This window comes from Streptomyces sp. NPDC003327 (genome assembly GCF_053589515.1).
On record NZ_JBSFSA010000048.1, the window covers coordinates 1 to 15,865 of the forward strand.

A 15,865-nucleotide genomic window follows, 5' to 3' on the forward strand; every position below is an offset into this window, starting at 1 on the left:
CACGGGAACAGCGCGTTCTCGCCGTGGCCGGGTGCCGACCGGGTCGCCTTCCACCGGGGGCCGGGCGAGCCGCCGGGCGGGGGCGACGGGCCGCCGACCCCGTCAAGGTGCTGATGCACCGGCACCGGGAGCTGTGCGAACGGGCCGTCGACCCGCTGGAGATCGCGGCCGGCCTCGAAGCGCAGGGCTACACCGACCGCACCGCCGCCCGCTACCGCCACCGGGACGTCTTCGCGCTCGCCGAGGAGCTCTACGCCCGCGTGCCCCGCGGCGGCCGGAGCGAGACGCCCGCGCCCCCGCGCGAGCCGGTCCGGCTCTCCTGGGTGCTCGCCACCCTCGCGCCCGGCGCCGTCGCCGGACTCACCTGGCTCGGCCTCCGGCTCACCGACGGCACCGCCGGGACCGCCGTCGCCGCGGCCGGCGCGCTCGGCCTCGGCGGCGCGCTGCTGCTCGCCGTCCGCTCCGGCCCCCTGCGCGCCCCGGAGGGCCGTACCGTCCCCGCCGCCGCCCTGTGGACCTGCTGGCTCCTCGCGTACGCGGTCGGCGGCGACGGCCTCCTCGCCGAGGTGCTCACCGGCGGGCCCGACGGCCCCTGGCCCCTCGCCCCCGCCCCGCTGCTCCTCGCCCTGGCACCCGCCGTCGCGCCCGCCGCCTGGTGCGCCCGCCTCTTCGCGAGTCGGGCCCGCCGCCGGATCGCCGACAGCCGGGGCCTCGCCGACTTCGCCGCCGCCACCCGGCCGCTGCTGCTCGGCACCGTCGCCCTCCACCTCACCGTCCTGACCGCCCTGCTCGCGCTCACCGGGTTCAGCGCCGGTGCGCTCGCGCTCGGGGCCCTCCTGCTGCTCGCCCGGCTCCTCACCGTCCACGGCTTCCCGGAGACCGCCGCCTCCGCGCTCGCCGCCGCCTGTGCCGCCGAGGCCCTCGCCCTCGCGAGCGTCCTCAGCGCCCGAGTCCCCGTCCCCGGCTTCGACGCGCTCGACGCCCCCGTGCGGTCCGTCACCGACGCCTGGGGCCCCGGAGCCGTACCCGCCCTCGTCTGCGGCGCCGCCGCGCTCGGCCTGCTGGCCCACGCGACCGGCGTCCTCTCCCGGGCCTCGGCCCACGTCACCCCCTGACCCCCGGACGCACCCGCGGAGCCGACGCCGCGGGCGCGGCCCGGCCCCCTCTCATCACCTCGCAAGGAGACCGAAGACCATGACCCGTCAACCCCCAGCACCGGCCGGTCGGCACGAAGGGGCCGCACGATGAGGGTGCTACTGCTCGGAGCCAACGGCTTCATCGGCCGCTTCGTCGCCGACCGCCTGCTCGCCGACCCCGCCGTCCACCTCACCGCCCTCGGCCGGGGCGACGACGCCGACGTCCGCTTCGACCTCGCCAGCGGCAGCCCCGGCGCCCTCACCCGGTTCCTGGACGCCGTCCACCCCGGCGTCGTCGTCAACTGCGCGGGCGCCACCCGCGGCGGCGCCCGCGACCTGACCCGGCACAACACCGTCGCCGTCGCCACCGTCTGCGAGGCCCTGCGTCGCAGCGGCTGCGGCGCCCGCCTGGTCCAGGTCGGCTGCGCCTCGGAGTACGGGCCGAGCCAGCCCGGCTCGTCCACGGCCGAGGACGCGGTGCCCCGCCCCGGTGGCCCGTACGGCGTGTCGAAGCTGGCGGCGACCGAACTCGTCCTCGGCTCCGGCCTCGACGCCGTCGTCCTGCGGGTCTTCTCCCCGGTCGGACCGGGCACGCCCGCCGGCTCCCCGCTCGGCCGGCTCGCCGAGGCGATGCGCCGCGCCATGCAGGCGGGCGACGGCGAGCTGAAACTCAGCGGCCTCGGCGTACAGCGCGACTTCGTGGACGTCCGGGACGTCGCGAGGGCCGTCCACGCCGCCTCGCTCTCCGCCGCCCAGGGCGTCGTCAACATCGGCACGGGCCGGGCCGTACGGCTCAGGGACGCGGCCGCCGTCCTCGCCCGGGTGGCCGGCTACACCGGCAACCTGCACGAGCTGGACGCCCCGCACGGCATGCCGCAGCGCCCGCTCATCGGCGCCCCGCGCACCGAGGCGACCATCGCCGAACAACTGGCGGCCGCCCCCTATCCGTACCCCGACGGCTGCGGGCCCTGGCAGCAGGCGGACGTCCGCACCGCCCGCGACCGGCTCGGCTGGCGCCCCCGCATCAACCTGGAGGAGTCGCTCGCCGACATCTGGATGGAGGCGGCGTGTCGCATCTGACGGCGGCCACCGCCACCGGAGCGGTCCAGGCGGTCGGCGTGGGCGTCCCCGGCTACGCGCACCCGCTGCTCGCGCCCGTCGAGTGGGCGGAGCTGACCCGGCCGGGCACGCCGCTGCACTGGGCGGTGCTCAACGTCGCGGACGGCCCCGGCACCCGCCCCGATCCGCACTGCCTGGAGGCGGCGGGCAAGCTCCGCAACGCGGGGGTGCGGGTGCTCGGCCACCTGGACCTGGCCTTCGGCTCCCGGCCCTTCGGGGAGCTGGTCTCCGACGCCCACCGCTTCCTCGACTGGTACAAGGTCGACGGCTTCTACCTCGACCGCGCGCCCTCGGACCGGGCCGACCTCGGGGGCACGCGGCGGCTCACCGCGACGCTGGAGGCGGTCCTCGGCGGCGAGGCCCACCTCGTCCTCGGCCACGGCACCCACCCCCACCCCGGGTACGCGGAGACCGCCCACCAGCTGGTGACCTTCTCCGGCGCCTGGACGGACTACCGCTGGTCGCAGGTGGCGGAGTGGACCGCCGACTACCCGGAGGCGAAGTTCGTCCACCTCGTACACGGGGTGCCGCGCACGCACCTCGACGAGGCGCTGCGGATCGCCCGCTGGCAGGGGGCGGGAACGATCTTCTTCACTGACCGCACGGCGGGCCGGGGACAAAGTGCCCCATTTCACTCCCTGCCCGGCTACTGGGACGAAATCGTCTCGCGTATCGGACTGGGTGTCTCGGAATGAGAAGGGGCGTGGCAGTGTTACGGGGAGAACAACCGTACTGACATACCGACAACCGGAGTCCCCGTGTCGCTGCCACCCCTGGTCGAGCCGGCCGCCGAGCTCACCGTAGACGAGGTCCGCAGGTACTCCCGCCACCTGATCATCCCGGACGTCGGGATGGACGGGCAGAAGCGGCTGAAGAACGCCAAGGTGCTGTGCGTCGGCGCCGGCGGCCTCGGCTCGCCCGCGCTCATGTACCTCGCCGCCGCCGGCGTGGGCACGCTCGGCATCGTGGAGTTCGACGAGGTCGACGAGTCCAACCTCCAGCGCCAGATCATCCACAGCCAGGCCGACATCGGCCGCTCCAAGGCCGAGTCGGCGCGCGACAGCGTGCTCGGCATCAACCCGTACGTGAACGTGGTCCTTCACGAGGAGCGGCTCGAGGCCGACAACGTGATGGAGATCTTCGGCCAGTACGACCTGATCGTCGACGGCACGGACAACTTCGCCACCCGCTACCTGGTGAACGACGCCTGCGTGCTGCTGAACAAGCCGTACGTCTGGGGCTCGATCTACCGCTTCGACGGCCAGGCCTCGGTCTTCTGGTCCGAGTACGGCCCCTGCTACCGCTGCCTCTACCCCGAGCCCCCGCCGCCGGGCATGGTCCCGTCCTGCGCCGAGGGCGGCGTCCTGGGCGTGCTCTGCGCGTCCATCGGCTCCATCCAGGTCACCGAGGCCATCAAGGTCCTCGCGGGCGTCGGCGAGCCGCTCGTCGGCCGCCTGATGATCTACGACGCCCTGGAGATGCAGTACCGCCAGGTCAAGGTCCGCAAGGACCCGAACTGCGCGGTCTGCGGCGAGAACCCGACCGTCACCGAGCTCATCGACTACGAGGCCTTCTGCGGCGTCGTGTCCGAGGAGGCCCAGGAGGCGGCGCTCGGCTCCACGATCACTCCGAAGCAGCTCAAGGAGTGGATCGACGACGGCGAGAACATCGACATCATCGACGTCCGCGAGGTCAACGAGTACGAGATCGTCTCGATCCCGGGCGCCCGGCTGATCCCGAAGAACGAGTTCCTGATGGGCAACGCCCTCCAGGACCTGCCGCAGGACAAGAAGATCGTCCTGCATTGCAAGACGGGTGTCCGCAGTGCGGAAGTCCTCGCGGTCCTGAAGTCCGCGGGCTTCGCGGACGCGGTGCACGTCGGCGGCGGCGTCATCGGCTGGGTCCACCAGATCGAGCCGGACAAGCCGGTCTACTGATCCGCGCGACGGAGGCCCCGGACCGCACACCGGTCCGGGGCCTCCGTGCGTCCGCCCGCCGCCTCAGGAGCTGGCCGGCAGTCTCAGGAACATGCCGGCAGCCTCAGGAACAGGTCGGCAGTCTCAGGAACAGGCCGGCAGTCTCAGGAACAGGTCGTGCCGTACGCCGGGACCTTCCCGTCCAGCAGGTAGGCGTCGACCGTCCGCGTCACGCACGCCGACGTGCCGTACGCCCCGTGCCCCTCGCCCTCGTTGGTGACCAGGATCCCGACGCCCTCACCCAGCTCCTTCGCCATCCGCTCCGCGCCCTCGTACGGGGTCGCCGGGTCGCCCGTCGTCCCCACCACCAGGACCGGCGCGGCGCCCGGGGCGCTCGCCTCCGGCGTCCGGCGCTCGCCCTTCACTGGCCACTCGGCGCACCAGCCGGCCGTGTCCCAGGCCAGGAAGGCGCCGAAGACGGGGGAGAGCCGCCGGAACTCCGGCAGCAGCGCCTTCGCCCGCTCGACCGTCGGCCGCTCACTGGAGTCCGCGCAGGAGATGGCCCGCTGGGAGTGGGTCTGCGTCGCGTAATGCCCGTTCTCGTCCCGGTCGTTGTACCAGTCGGCGAGACTGAGCAGCGTCGCGCCCTGCCCGTCCTCGGCCTCCTCCAGCGCCCGCGTCAGCAGGGGCCAGTTGGCCTCCCCGTACAACGTCACCGCGATCCCGGTGAGCGCCAGACCGTCCGTCAGCCGGCGCTCGCCCACCCGCAGCGGCTCGCGGTCGAGCTCCGCCAGGAGCCGGGTGATCCGCTCGGTGCCCGCCTTCGGTTCCTCGCCGGTGCTCCGCAGGTAGTTGTCCAGGGCCCGCTGGAAGCCGATCGTCTGGTGGCGGGCGTGGCCCACGGTGTCGGCGGTCGGGTCGACGACCGCGTCGAGGACGAGCCGGCCGACGTTCCCCGGGAAGAGGTGGGCGTACGTGCCGCCGAGCTGCGTCCCGTACGAGACGCCCATGTAGTGCAGCTTGTCGTCGCCGAGCACCCGCCGGATCAGGTCCAGGTCGCGGGCGGTCGCGGTGGTCGTCGTGTGCGCGATGACGGCGCCGGAGCGGCGGGCGCAGCCGGCGGCGAAGTCGGCGTTGTCCTTCAGGTACGCGGCCTCCTCGGCGGCCGTGTCCGGGGTGAGGTCGACCGCGGCCTCTGCGGCGGCCTGTTCGGCGTCGTCGCGGCAGACGACGGCGCCGCTGCCGCCGACGCCCCGGGGGTCGAAGCCGACCAGGTCGTAGCGCCCGCCCAGCTTCTCGTACTCCTCGGCGGCCTGCGGCAGGATCTCCACCCCGGAGGCGCCGGGCCCGCCGAAGTTGAAGAGCAGCGAGCCGATCCGCCTCCCGGAGTCGCGCGCCTCCTTGCGTATCAGGGCGACGGGGAGGGTGGCGCCCGTCGGGGCCGCGTGGTCGAGCGGCACCCGCACGGTGGCGCACCGCCAGTCCCGGCCCGGCGCCTCGCCGCCCGCGGGGGCCGCGCACGGCTGCCACCGCGGGCGCTGGCCGGTGAGGGAGGCGGGGAGCGGCGGCACGCCCGGCGCGGACGGCTTCGCGTCCCCGGCGGTGGGCGCGGACGACGCGCCCTTCGGCGCAGCGGTCGGCGCGGCCCCGCCACCCGTCCCCGTACAGGACGTCAGGAGCGCCCCGCCGACGGCCAGGACGCCGAGCCGAAGGCGGAGCGAAGGACGGGACGGGCGTACGGACATGTGTTCCCCCAGGAGCCGGACAGGTCCGACATCCTAGGGGGCAGCCCCTGGGGGCTACGTGCAGGTGGTGCCCGCGGGCGGGGTCCTGCCGTCGAGGAGGTAGGCGTCGACCGCCTTCTTCACGCAGGCGTTGCCGCTGTTGTACGCGCCGTGGCCCTCGCCCTCGTACGTCAGCTCCACCCCCACCCCGGCGCCGAGCGCCTGCACCATCGCCCGCGCGCCCTCGTACGGCGTGGCGGGGTCGCCGGTCGTACCGACCACCAGGATCGGCGCCGCGCCCGGCGCGGAGACGTCCGGGTGCTCCCAGAGGCCCTCCACCGGCCACTGCGAGCAGCTCGCCAGCGACCAGCCCATGAAGTCGCCGAAGACGGGGGAGGCCTCGCGGAACTTGCCGAGCCGCTCCTTGGCCTGGCCCAGGGTGTAGCGCTCCTTGAAGTCCACGCAGTTGATGGCGGCGTTGGCGGCCTGGATGTTGCTGTAACCGCCGTCCTGGCCACGCCCGTTCATCGAGTCCGACAGGGCGAGCAGCAGGGCCCCGTCACCGCCGTCGGCCGCTTCGAGGCCCTGCTCCAGATAGGGCCAGAACTCCTTGGAGTACAGGGCCTGCGCGATGCCGTTGGTGGCCTGCGTCTGGGTCAGCCTGCGGGTGCCGATGCCCGGGATCGGCTTCTTGTCGAGGGCGGCGAGGAGGTCCGTGACCCCGGCCTCGATCTCGGCGACGGTGCTGCCGGGCAGGGCGCACTCGTCGCCCCGGTCCACGCAGTCCTGCGCGAAGTTGTCGAGCGCGAGCTGGAAGCCCTTCGCCTGGCCGAGCGCCCCGTCCTCGACGCCGGCGTCCGGGTCGACGACGGCGTCGAAGACGGCCCGGCCGACGTTCTTCGGGAAGAGGTGGGCGTAGACGCCGCCGAGTTCCGTGCCGTACGAGATGCCGAAGTAGTGCAGCTTCTCGTCGCCGAGGACCTGGCGCATCAGGTCCAGGTCGCGGGCGGCGTTCTCGGTGCCTACGTGCGGCAGGGCGGCGCCCGCGTCCTTCTCGCAGCCCGCCGCGTACTTCTTCTGCGCGTCCGAGAGGGTCCGCTCCTCCGCGGCGTCGTCCGGCGTGAAGTCCAGCGCGTAGTAGGCGTCCAGCTCCTTGTCCGTCGCGCACTCGACGGGGTCGCTGCGGCCCACTCCGCGCGGGTCGAAGGAGACGAGGTCGTAGCGGGTGCGCAGGGACTCGTAGTCGCCCGCGAAGCCGGGCAGTCCGGTGACGCCGGAGCCGCCGGGGCCGCCGAAGTTGAAGACGAGGGAGCCGATCCGCCGGGAGGCGTCGCGGGCCCTGGCCCGGATCAGGGCCAGCTCGATCGTCTCGCCGCCGGGCTCGGCCCAGTCGAGCGGCGCCTGGAGGAAGGAGCACTCCCAGGCGGTGCCGCCGGGCAGCGGCGTGGGCGCGTCGCCGCCGCCCTCGGCGGGCGAGGGCGGCGGGCAGGCGGCCCAGGCCAGCTTCTGTTCCGTCAGCACCGCGAGGCCCTCGGTCGCGGCGCCGTTCGACGTGGTCGGCCCCGCCGCGTCGCCGCCCCCGTCCGAACACCCGGCGGCGAGCAGCACGGCGATGGCGGTCAGCAGGGCGGCACGGTGGGCGGCGGAGTTCGGCATGCCCCCATGGTGGTCCCGGCCCCGGCCCCTCGCGCGGGACGAGGGGCCAAGTGGGTGCCGCCGGGGGCGGGGGCCGGGCCTGGACCACCCTGGGCTCCCGGCCCGGGCGGGCAGGTGCGCGGGGCCGATGGCGGCGGGGCGCGGCGGATCCGGCGGTGGGACCGCGCGGGCGCTACAGCGCCTCGCGCTTCGTCAGCCAGTTGAAGCAGATCCAGCCCGGCAGGACCGGCAGCCAGAGGGTCAGCAGACGGTAGAGCAGGACCGCGGGGGTGGCGACCTCGATGGGCAGGCCGACCAGCACCAGGCCCGCGGTGAGCGCGCCCTCGACCGCGCCGACGCCGCCGGGCGTCGGCGCCGCCGAGCCCAGGGCGTTGCCCGCGAGGAAGACGACGGCCACGCTCGCGTAGCTGACGGTCGCGGTGCCGTGCCCGAAGGCCCGGATGGAGGCGTCCAGGCAGAGCACGAACGCGCCGGTCAGCAGCAGCATCCCGCCGATGCCGGTGATCAGCTTCTTCGGGCGCTGGAGCACGTCCAGCATGCGCGGGACGACCCCGGCGAACAGCGAGCGCAGCCGGGTCGAGACGAACTTCCGTATGAACGGGATGGCCGTCACGACGAGGAAGAGCACCGCGACCGTCAGGAGCCCCGCGATGACCGTCCTCGACGGCGTGAAGGACTGCGACTTCTCCGTCCCCGTCAGATAGCCGAAGGCGAGCAGGAGCAGGATGTGCGCCCCGAGCCCGAAGAGCTGCGAGGCGCCGACGGACGCCACGGCGAGCCCGGGCCGTACGCCCGCGCGCTGCAGGAAGCGGGTGTTCAGGGCGACGCCGCCGACCGCCGCCGGGGCGACGATCTTCACGAAGGAGCCGGCGACCTGGGCGACGACCGTCCGCCAGAACCCGACCCGCTCCGGTACGAAGCCGAGCAGGCTCATCGCCGCCGCCACGTAGCTCAGCGCGGAGAAGAGGACGGCCGCCGCCACCCACCGCCAGTCCGCCTCGCTGACCGTCGACAGCGGGGTGCGGGCGATCTGGGAGAGCAGGAAGTACGCGGCCACGGCGCCCGCGATCAGGCTCACCAGCGTCCGCGGCTTGATCCGTTCGAGGCGGACCGGTTCCACCGGCGCCTGCGGACGGATCAGCAGCACCTGGCGGCGGATCTGGGCGAGCAGGTCCTCCTCGCGGGCCTCGTCCAGCGCCTCGTCGAGGGCCCGCTTCTCGGCCTTCTTGTCCGCCCGCTTCTCGGCCTTGACCTCTGCCTTGGTCTCGGTGCGCACGACCTTCCGGTCGGACACGTCGGCCGGGTGGGCACGGCCCGGCTCGGCCGCCTCCGCCTGGGCATGGGCCTCGTGCTCGGCGTGCGCGGCGGCCTTCGCCAGCTCCCGTTCCCGCTTGGCCGCCTCCGAGGCGGCGAGCACGGCCTCCCGCTCCCGCTTGGACCGCTCCCGGGCGAGCCGCCTGAGCGTCGCGCGCGTGGAGCGGCTCAGCGCGATCGGCTGGAGCAGCGGCAGGCAGTCGGCGACGCTGTCGGGGCCGAGGACCTCGACGGCGGCCGCGACGGCCCGCTCGGCGCCGACGCGCAGGCCGAGGGTGGTGAGGAGCTGCGCGATGTCCATGCGCAGGATCAGGTCGCCGGCCGCGATCTCGCCGCCGCGCAGATCGGTCAGGAACACCCTGCCGGAACGATCCACCAGGATCGCGTCGCCCGCGAGCCTGCGGTGCGCGATCCGGCGCGACTGGAGCGCCCGCACCTGGAGCCAGGCGCTGCGGACCAGCTCGTCGGTGATCTCCCGGTCGTCCAGCGAGTCCAGGCTGCGGCCGCCGATGTGCTCGTACACGAGCATCACCGCGTCCGGGCCGAGCTCCGAGGTGGCGATGAGCTTCGGCGCGTTGGCCCCGGCGGCGATGGCCGCGTAGGCGAGGAGCGCCTCCTGTTCGAGGGCCTGGCGCAGCGAGACGATCGACCGGCGCGTGGTCATGGTCCGCAGGGTCAGCCGTCGCCACGCCCGGTAGAAGAAGCCGTGCGCCTGCTGCTCGCGGTCGACGACGGTGACGTCGAGGGGTGGCCCCTCCTCCAGGGTGACGATGTACCGGCGGCCCCGGTCGCCGCTGTCGGCGGCATCCGGCACGCCCTCGGCGCGCAGCGCGGTCACCGGGCGGAAGCCGACCCGGCGCAGGCCGGCGAGGAGGGTCTGGCCGGTCGGCCGGACGTTCGGCGAGCCGACCGCGTACAGCGTGCCGTACGCCACCGTCCAGCCGATCAGGATGGTGAGGACGATCGAGAGGGCGGTGGTGTAGCCGGCCACCAGCATCGTGAACGCGTCGAGGAGCAGCACCACCCACAGCGACACCCGCCAGCGCGGACGGCGGGCCATGCCGACGGCCGTCATGTACGCGATGACCGGCGCGAGGTAGTTGTGCACGGGGTCGGTGAGTCCGCCGCCCGACTGCGGCTGCGTCAGGGCGTCCCGGATCGCGTCGGGGGCGGCCCTGGCGACCCAGAGGTCGACGGCGAGGGTGACGCCGTGGGCGAGGACGGCGGCGAGGACGCCGTCGGCGATGCGCAGGCCGTCCCGTTTGATGAGCCGCTCGATGGCGAAGGCCACCGGGACCAGCAGGACCGCGATCGAGGAGACGAGACCGGCGATCTTGACGAAGACGTCCGGGGCGCCGCCGGCGCCCTTGTTGATGTCCTGTTCGAGACCGGAGGTCGTGGCGTGCGCGAAGTAGGCGACGCCGATGACGAGACCGATGGCGAGGAGCCCGGCGAGCAGCCGCATGAGGTCGGAGGGACGGTGGACACGGGCGGCGAGCAGCGGCTCGTCACCGGAGACCCGCTCGGGCAGGTCGGGCTCCGCCTCCCCGGGAGGCTGCGTGTCCGGGCCCATCAGCATGTCCGTCTCTGCATGTGCGTCGCGTCGGTCTCGTTCTCGTGCGTCTGCTTCGTGTCGCTCGTGCGCGTCTCGTCCGTCGTCCAGATCGTGTCTCTCGTGTCTCTCGTGTCTCTCGTGTCGCTCTCGCGGCTCTTGCCGCTCTTGATCTCGTATCACCAGTCACCGCCCGGACGATGGTGGCACGAAGAGCCGCCGGGCGGAGGCATCAGGGCCATGTCGGTGGAGTGAGGCAGGATGGGCCGGATGAGCATGGAGGAACCCGTGGGGGAGCCCGCGGAACTGCCCGCGTACGCGGAACGGGTGCTCGACGTCGCCGACGCCGTCCCGCCCGGCCGGGTGATGACCTACGGCGACGTGGCCGAGTGGCTGGGCGAGGGAGGGCCGCGCCAGGTCGGCCGCGTCATGGCCCTGTACGGCGGGACGGCGCCGTGGTGGCGCGTGGTCCGCGCCGACGGCCGACTGCTGCCCGGCCACGAGCTGCGCGCCCTCGACCACTACCGCGCGGAGGGCACGCCGCTGCGCGAGTCCGGCCCGGCCACCGAGGGGCACCTGCCGCGCATCGACATGCGCCGGGCGCGCTGGGACGGCGGCGAGGCGGGGAGCGCGGCCGGGGACGGGGCGGGGCTCGGGGGCGCGTGAACCCGGGGTGCGCGAGTCGGGGGCGCCTGAAGCGGGGGTGTGTGAACCCGGGGTGCGCGAGTCGGGGGCGCCTGAACCGGGGGCGCGCGAGCCCGGGGTGCCGGAACTCACACCGGAGGGCGTCGCCCGAGGGCGGACGGCCCGGGCGGCCCGCGCGGGCGGCACGCGGGAGGCGCGGTCGCGCCGAGCACGGCTCGGCGGCGCCCCGTTTCGCGTAACGTCGAGGTCCGCGCCTCTCGCGGCGAGGGTCGCCGCACACGACTGCCTCACCCGCACCACCACTCCCACCAGGACCGGCGATCCACGTGAGTTCCTCCTCCACCACCCGGCGTACGCCGCCGGACCAGGGACAGCCGTACCCGGCTCCGGGCAGGCAGCGGACCCCGGGCGCGTACCGACTGGTGCGTACCACGCCGGCCCCGGTGGATCCCCCTCAGCTGGACGCAGCCCAGCGGGAAGTGGTTGACCACACCGGCGGACCGCTTCTCGTCCTCGCCGGGCCCGGCACCGGAAAGACGACGACGCTGGTCGAGGCCGTCGCCGCCCGCATGGAGAAGGGTGCGGACCCCGAGCGGATCCTCGTCCTCACCTTCAGCCGCAAGGCCGCCGTCGAACTCCGCGACCGCATGGCCACCCGGCTCGGCGGCCGCCGCCCCCCGCAGGCCACCACCTTCCACTCGTACTGTTACGCCCTCATCCGCACCCACCAGGACGCCGACCTCTTCGCCGAACCGCTCCGGCTCCTCTCCGGACCCGAGCAGGACCTCGCCGTGCGCGAGCTCCTCGCCGGCCAGATCGACCTGGAGAAGAGCGGCCGCGCGAGCGTCCGCTGGCCCGACGAGCTCCGCGCCTGCCTCACCACCCGCGGCTTCGCCGACGAGGTCCGCGCCGTCCTCGCGCGCTCCCGCGAGCTGGGCCTCGGCCCCGACGCCCTCGGCCGCTTCGCCGACCGCGTCGGCCGCCCCGACTGGAAGGCCGCCGCCGGCTTCCTCGCCGAGTACCTCGACGTCCTCGACCTCCAGGGCGTCCTCGACTACACGGAACTCGTCCACCGGGCCGTGCTGCTCGCCGGGAGCGTCACCCTGCCCTCGTACGACGCGGTGTACGTCGACGAGTACCAGGACACCGACCCGGCGCAGGTCCGGCTCCTGCGCGCCCTCGCGGGCGGGGGCCGCGGCACCCTCGTCGCCTTCGGCGACCCCGACCAGTCGATCTACGCCTTCCGCGGCGCCGACGTGAACGGCATCCTCGACTTCCCGGCCCACTTCCCGGCCCCCTCCCCGACCGGGACCGGCGACGCCCCCGTGCGCGTCCTCGGCACCTCCCGCCGCTCCGGCGCCCGGCTCCTCGCCGCGACCCGGCTCCTGGCCCAGCGGATGCCCATGCCCCGCCTCCCCGCCGCCAAGGTCCGCGCCCACCGCGACCTCGCGCCCGTACGGGACGGCGGCCGCGCCGAGGCCTACACGTACCCCACCGCGTCCGTCGAGGCCGAGAACATCGCCGACCTGCTGCGCCGCGCCCACCTGGAGGACGGCGTCCCCTGGCAGGACATGGCCGTCCTCACCCGCGCCGCCGCGTCCCTCCCGTCCCTGCGCCGCGCCCTCACCTCGGCGGGCGTCCCCGTCGAGACGGACGCGGCCGACACCCCGCTCCGCCACGAACCGGCGGTCGCCCCCCTGCTCCTCGCCCTCCGCGCGGTGGCCACGCCGGACCCGGCGGCGGACGCGGGGTCGGGGTCGGTTCCGGGTCCGGGCGCCGCGCCGGAGTCGGAGGGCGCGTCGGGTTCGGGCCCGGCGGCGAAGTCGGAGGGCGCGTCGGAGTCGGATTCGGCGGAGTCGGACGTGGACCCGGGCCCGGACCCGGGCCCGGACCCGGGCCCGGAGACCGCGTCGGCCGGGGCCGCCGGGTGGCTCCCCGTCGAGACCGCCCTCGAACTGCTCGCCTCGCCCCTCGCGGGCGTCGACCCCGCCGACCTGCGTCGTCTCGGGCGGGCCCTCCGCGACGAGGAGCGCGCCGCGGGCAACAAGGTCCCGCCGCCCTCCGACGTGCTGCTCGCCCGCGCGCTCGCCGAACCGGAGCGGCTCGTCGCCCACGACACGTACGCCCGCGGCGTACGACGGCTCGGCGACCTGCTCCGCGAGACCCGCACCCTCCTCGCCGCCGGCGGCACCGCCGAGGAGGCCCTCTGGGTGCTCTGGAACGGCACCACCTGGCCCGGCCGCCTGGAGCGCGCCGCCCTGCGCGGCGGGCCCGCGGGGCGGAACGCCGACCGGGACCTCGACGCCGTCTGCGCCCTGTTCGAGACCGCCGCCCGCGCCGAGGAACGGCTCGGCGGCCGCGGCGTGCGCAACTTCCTGGAGGAGCTGGACGCCCAGGACATCGCCGCCGACACCCTCACCCGCCGCCACCTGCGCCCGGACGCGGTGCGGCTGATGACCGCGCACCGCTCCAAGGGCCTCGAATGGGGCCTCGTCGTCGTCGCCGGGGTCCAGGAGGGCCTCTGGCCCGACCTGCGCCGGCGCGGGTCCCTCCTGGAGGCCGACCGCATCGGCCGCGACGGCCTCGCCGAGCCCCTCAGCCCCGGCGCCCTGCTCGCCGAGGAACGCCGCCTCTTCTACGTCGCCGCCACCCGCGCCCGCGAACGGCTGGTCGTCACCGCCGTGAAGGCCCCGGCCGAGGACGGCGACCAGCCGTCCCGCTTCCTCACCGAACTCGGCGTCGAGCCCAAGGAGGTGCCGGGCCGTCCCCGCCGCCCGCTCGCCGTCTCCGCCCTGGTCGCCGAGCTCCGCGCCACCACCGTCGACCCTGACGCCTCGCCCGCGCTCCGCGCCGCGGCCGCCGACCGGCTGGCCCGGCTCGCCGCGCTCGCCGACGACGAGGGCCAGCCGCTGGTCCCGGCCGCGCACCCGGACCGCTGGTGGGGGCTGGCCGAGCCGACGCGCAGCGAGGTGCCGCTGCGCGACCGGGACCGGCCCGTCGCGCTGTCGCCGAGCGCCCTGGAGAGCCTCGCCACCACCTGCTCCCTCCAGTGGTTCCTGGGCCGGGAGGTGAAGGCCGCCGAGCCGGCGACCGCCGCCCAGGGCTTCGGCAACGTCGTGCACGTCCTCGCCGACGATGTGGCCTCCGGCCGCACCCCGGCCGACCTCGACGTGCTCATGGCCCGCCTGGACTCCGTCTGGGACGCCCTCGCCTTCGACGCCCCCTGGAAGTCGGCCCAGGAGAAGGCCCACGCGCGCGTGGCGCTCGAACGCTTCCTGCGCTGGCACGTGATGGACCGCGGCGGCCGCACCCCCGCCGCCTCTGAGGTCGACTTCGACGTGACCCTCGAGGCGGGCGCGTACGAGGTCCGCATCCGCGGCTCCATGGACCGGGTCGAGACCGACGCCCAGGGCCGCGCGTACGTCGTCGACTTCAAGACCGGGAAGTCGGCCCCCACCCGGGACGAGGTCGACCACCACCCGCAGCTCGCCGTCTACCAGCTGGCGGTCCGCGAGGGCGCCCTCGACGAGGTCTTCGACGGCCGCCGCCCCGAGCCGGGCGGCGCCGAACTCGTCCAGCTGCGGCAGGCCGCCCCCAGGAAGGAGGGCGGCGACGCCCTGCCGAAGGTTCAGGCGCAGGGCGCGCCGACGGGGGAGTGGGTCGGGGAGCTGCTGGCCACGGCGGCCGGCCGGGTCCTCGACGAGCGGTTCACCCCCACGACCGGAACCCACTGCACGACCTGCGCGTTCCGCGCCGCGTGCAGCGCCCGGCCGGAGGGCCGCCAGGTCGTCGACTGAGCCGGGGGACGGAACCCCCTCCCCGCTCCCTCCTCACTCCGAGGAGTAGCGGGCACGCGCGCGTGGGGTGACCCTGGTGAGAGGTCCCGGGGGAGATCCGTGGAGGAGGCTCGCATGCCGTCCCAGCGAAAGCTCCGTGCCGCGGCGGTCGTCTGCGCCGCCGTCGTCGTCGCCGGTCCCGCTCCCGCGGCGGCCTGGGCGGCGCCCGACGCGACGGCGGCCCGCCCGGGCCCCACGGCCGACGCCCCCCAGGCCCCCGCCGCCCTCCTGGCCCCGTCCCCCGATCCGTTCGAGGACCTCACCCCCGACCAGATCGCCGACCGCGCGGTCACCGCCACCCAGTCGGCCACCTCGCTCCGGATGACCGGCCGGGTCGTCACCGACGAACAGCCCGTCGACCTCGACCTCGCCCTCAACGACAAGAACGAGTGCACCGGCCGGATGAAGGTCGCGGGCGGCACGGCGGAGCTGCGCCGGGCGGACGACATCACGTACATGAAGGGCGACGAGACCTTCTGGCGGGCCTCCATGGCCTCCCAGGGCATGCCCGACGCGCAGATCGCCACCACCATCGAGCTCATCAAGGGCCGCTGGCTGAAGATCGCCCCCGGCCAGGCCGGCAGCGACGACCTCGGCGGCATCTGCGACCTGAAGTCGCTCCTCGCGGACCTCGGCGAGGACAAGGCCGACCGCCGCGGACTGACCCGGGGCGCGGACGGCGAGGTCGACGACACCCCCGTCGCCACCCTCGTGAAGAAGAAGGCGGGCGGCGAGACGACGACCGTCTCCGTCGCCCGGGAGGGCAAGCCGTACATCCTGAAGATGGTGAAGACCGGCGGCGACGAACCCGGCTCGATCGTCCTCTCCGACTACGACAAGCCGGTGAAGGTGGAGGTCCCGCCCGCCGACGAGACCGTCGACCTGTCCCGTCTCAACGGCGAAGCCCCCGTCTGAAACCGCAGGTGAGAGAGGTGCGGGGCCGGAATGTCGGTCGGCCCCGTTAGCC

At 75.0% G+C, this 15,865-nt stretch carries 10 protein-coding genes; 7 read left to right on the forward strand and 3 right to left on the reverse strand.

Features of this window, described 5'->3' with window-relative positions; genetic code table 11:
• The 4 genes from ACWDVG_RS27035 to moeZ all read left to right on the forward strand — a co-directional run.
• Window positions 1–1,115, forward strand: a 1,115-nt coding sequence (locus ACWDVG_RS27035; protein WP_451702780.1) for a hypothetical protein, incomplete at its 5' end; no start/stop codon positions are given.
• Between the two features lie 129 nt (window positions 1,116–1,244).
• Entirely contained in the window at window positions 1,245–2,216 is a 972-nt protein-coding gene (locus tag ACWDVG_RS27040; RefSeq protein ID WP_451702783.1) for an NAD-dependent epimerase/dehydratase family protein, read from the forward strand.
• The gene (locus ACWDVG_RS27045; RefSeq protein ID WP_451702785.1) at window positions 2,204–2,950 is read left to right on the forward strand and encodes a spherulation-specific family 4 protein; all 747 of its coding nucleotides are present in this window, start codon (window positions 2,204–2,206) and stop codon (window positions 2,948–2,950) included. The genes ACWDVG_RS27040 and ACWDVG_RS27045 overlap by 13 nt, the downstream gene beginning before the upstream one ends.
• Before the next feature lie 63 nt (window positions 2,951–3,013).
• A complete protein-coding gene (gene moeZ, locus ACWDVG_RS27050) occupies window positions 3,014–4,192 on the forward strand; it encodes an adenylyltransferase/sulfurtransferase MoeZ (RefSeq protein ID WP_451702787.1) in 1,179 nt (392 codons plus the stop codon).
• 143 nt (window positions 4,193–4,335) lie between these two features.
• Here moeZ and ACWDVG_RS27055 read toward each other — a convergent pair whose 3' ends face one another.
• The 3 genes from ACWDVG_RS27055 to ACWDVG_RS27065 form a co-directional block, all read right to left on the reverse strand.
• A complete protein-coding gene (locus tag ACWDVG_RS27055) occupies window positions 4,336–5,916 on the reverse strand; it encodes an alpha/beta hydrolase (protein ID WP_451702789.1) in 1,581 nt (526 codons plus the stop codon).
• 54 nt (window positions 5,917–5,970) lie between these two features.
• Window positions 5,971–7,551, reverse strand: a complete 1,581-nt coding sequence (locus ACWDVG_RS27060; protein ID WP_451702791.1) for an alpha/beta hydrolase — start codon at window positions 7,549–7,551, stop codon at window positions 5,971–5,973.
• Between the two features lie 172 nt (window positions 7,552–7,723).
• On the reverse strand, window positions 7,724–10,444 hold the full coding sequence (locus tag ACWDVG_RS27065; protein ID WP_451702793.1) for a lysylphosphatidylglycerol synthase domain-containing protein: 2,721 nt from the start codon (window positions 10,442–10,444) through the stop codon (window positions 7,724–7,726).
• Between the two features lie 243 nt (window positions 10,445–10,687).
• Here ACWDVG_RS27065 and ACWDVG_RS27070 point away from each other — a divergent pair, with 243 nt between their 5' ends.
• The 3 genes from ACWDVG_RS27070 to ACWDVG_RS27080 all read left to right on the forward strand — a co-directional run bounded on the left by ACWDVG_RS27070 (window position 10,688) and on the right by ACWDVG_RS27080 (window position 15,813).
• Entirely contained in the window at window positions 10,688–11,083 is a 396-nt protein-coding gene (locus tag ACWDVG_RS27070) for an MGMT family protein (protein WP_451702795.1), read from the forward strand.
• 305 nt (window positions 11,084–11,388) lie between these two features.
• The gene (locus ACWDVG_RS27075; protein ID WP_451702796.1) at window positions 11,389–14,859 is read left to right on the forward strand and encodes an ATP-dependent helicase; all 3,471 of its coding nucleotides are present in this window, start codon (window positions 11,389–11,391) and stop codon (window positions 14,857–14,859) included.
• A gap of 114 nt (window positions 14,860–14,973) precedes the next feature.
• Window positions 14,974–15,813 (forward strand): hypothetical protein, encoded by an 840-nt coding sequence (locus ACWDVG_RS27080; protein WP_451702798.1) that lies wholly within the window; start codon window positions 14,974–14,976, stop codon window positions 15,811–15,813.
• Window positions 15,814–15,865 lie beyond the last annotated feature (52 nt).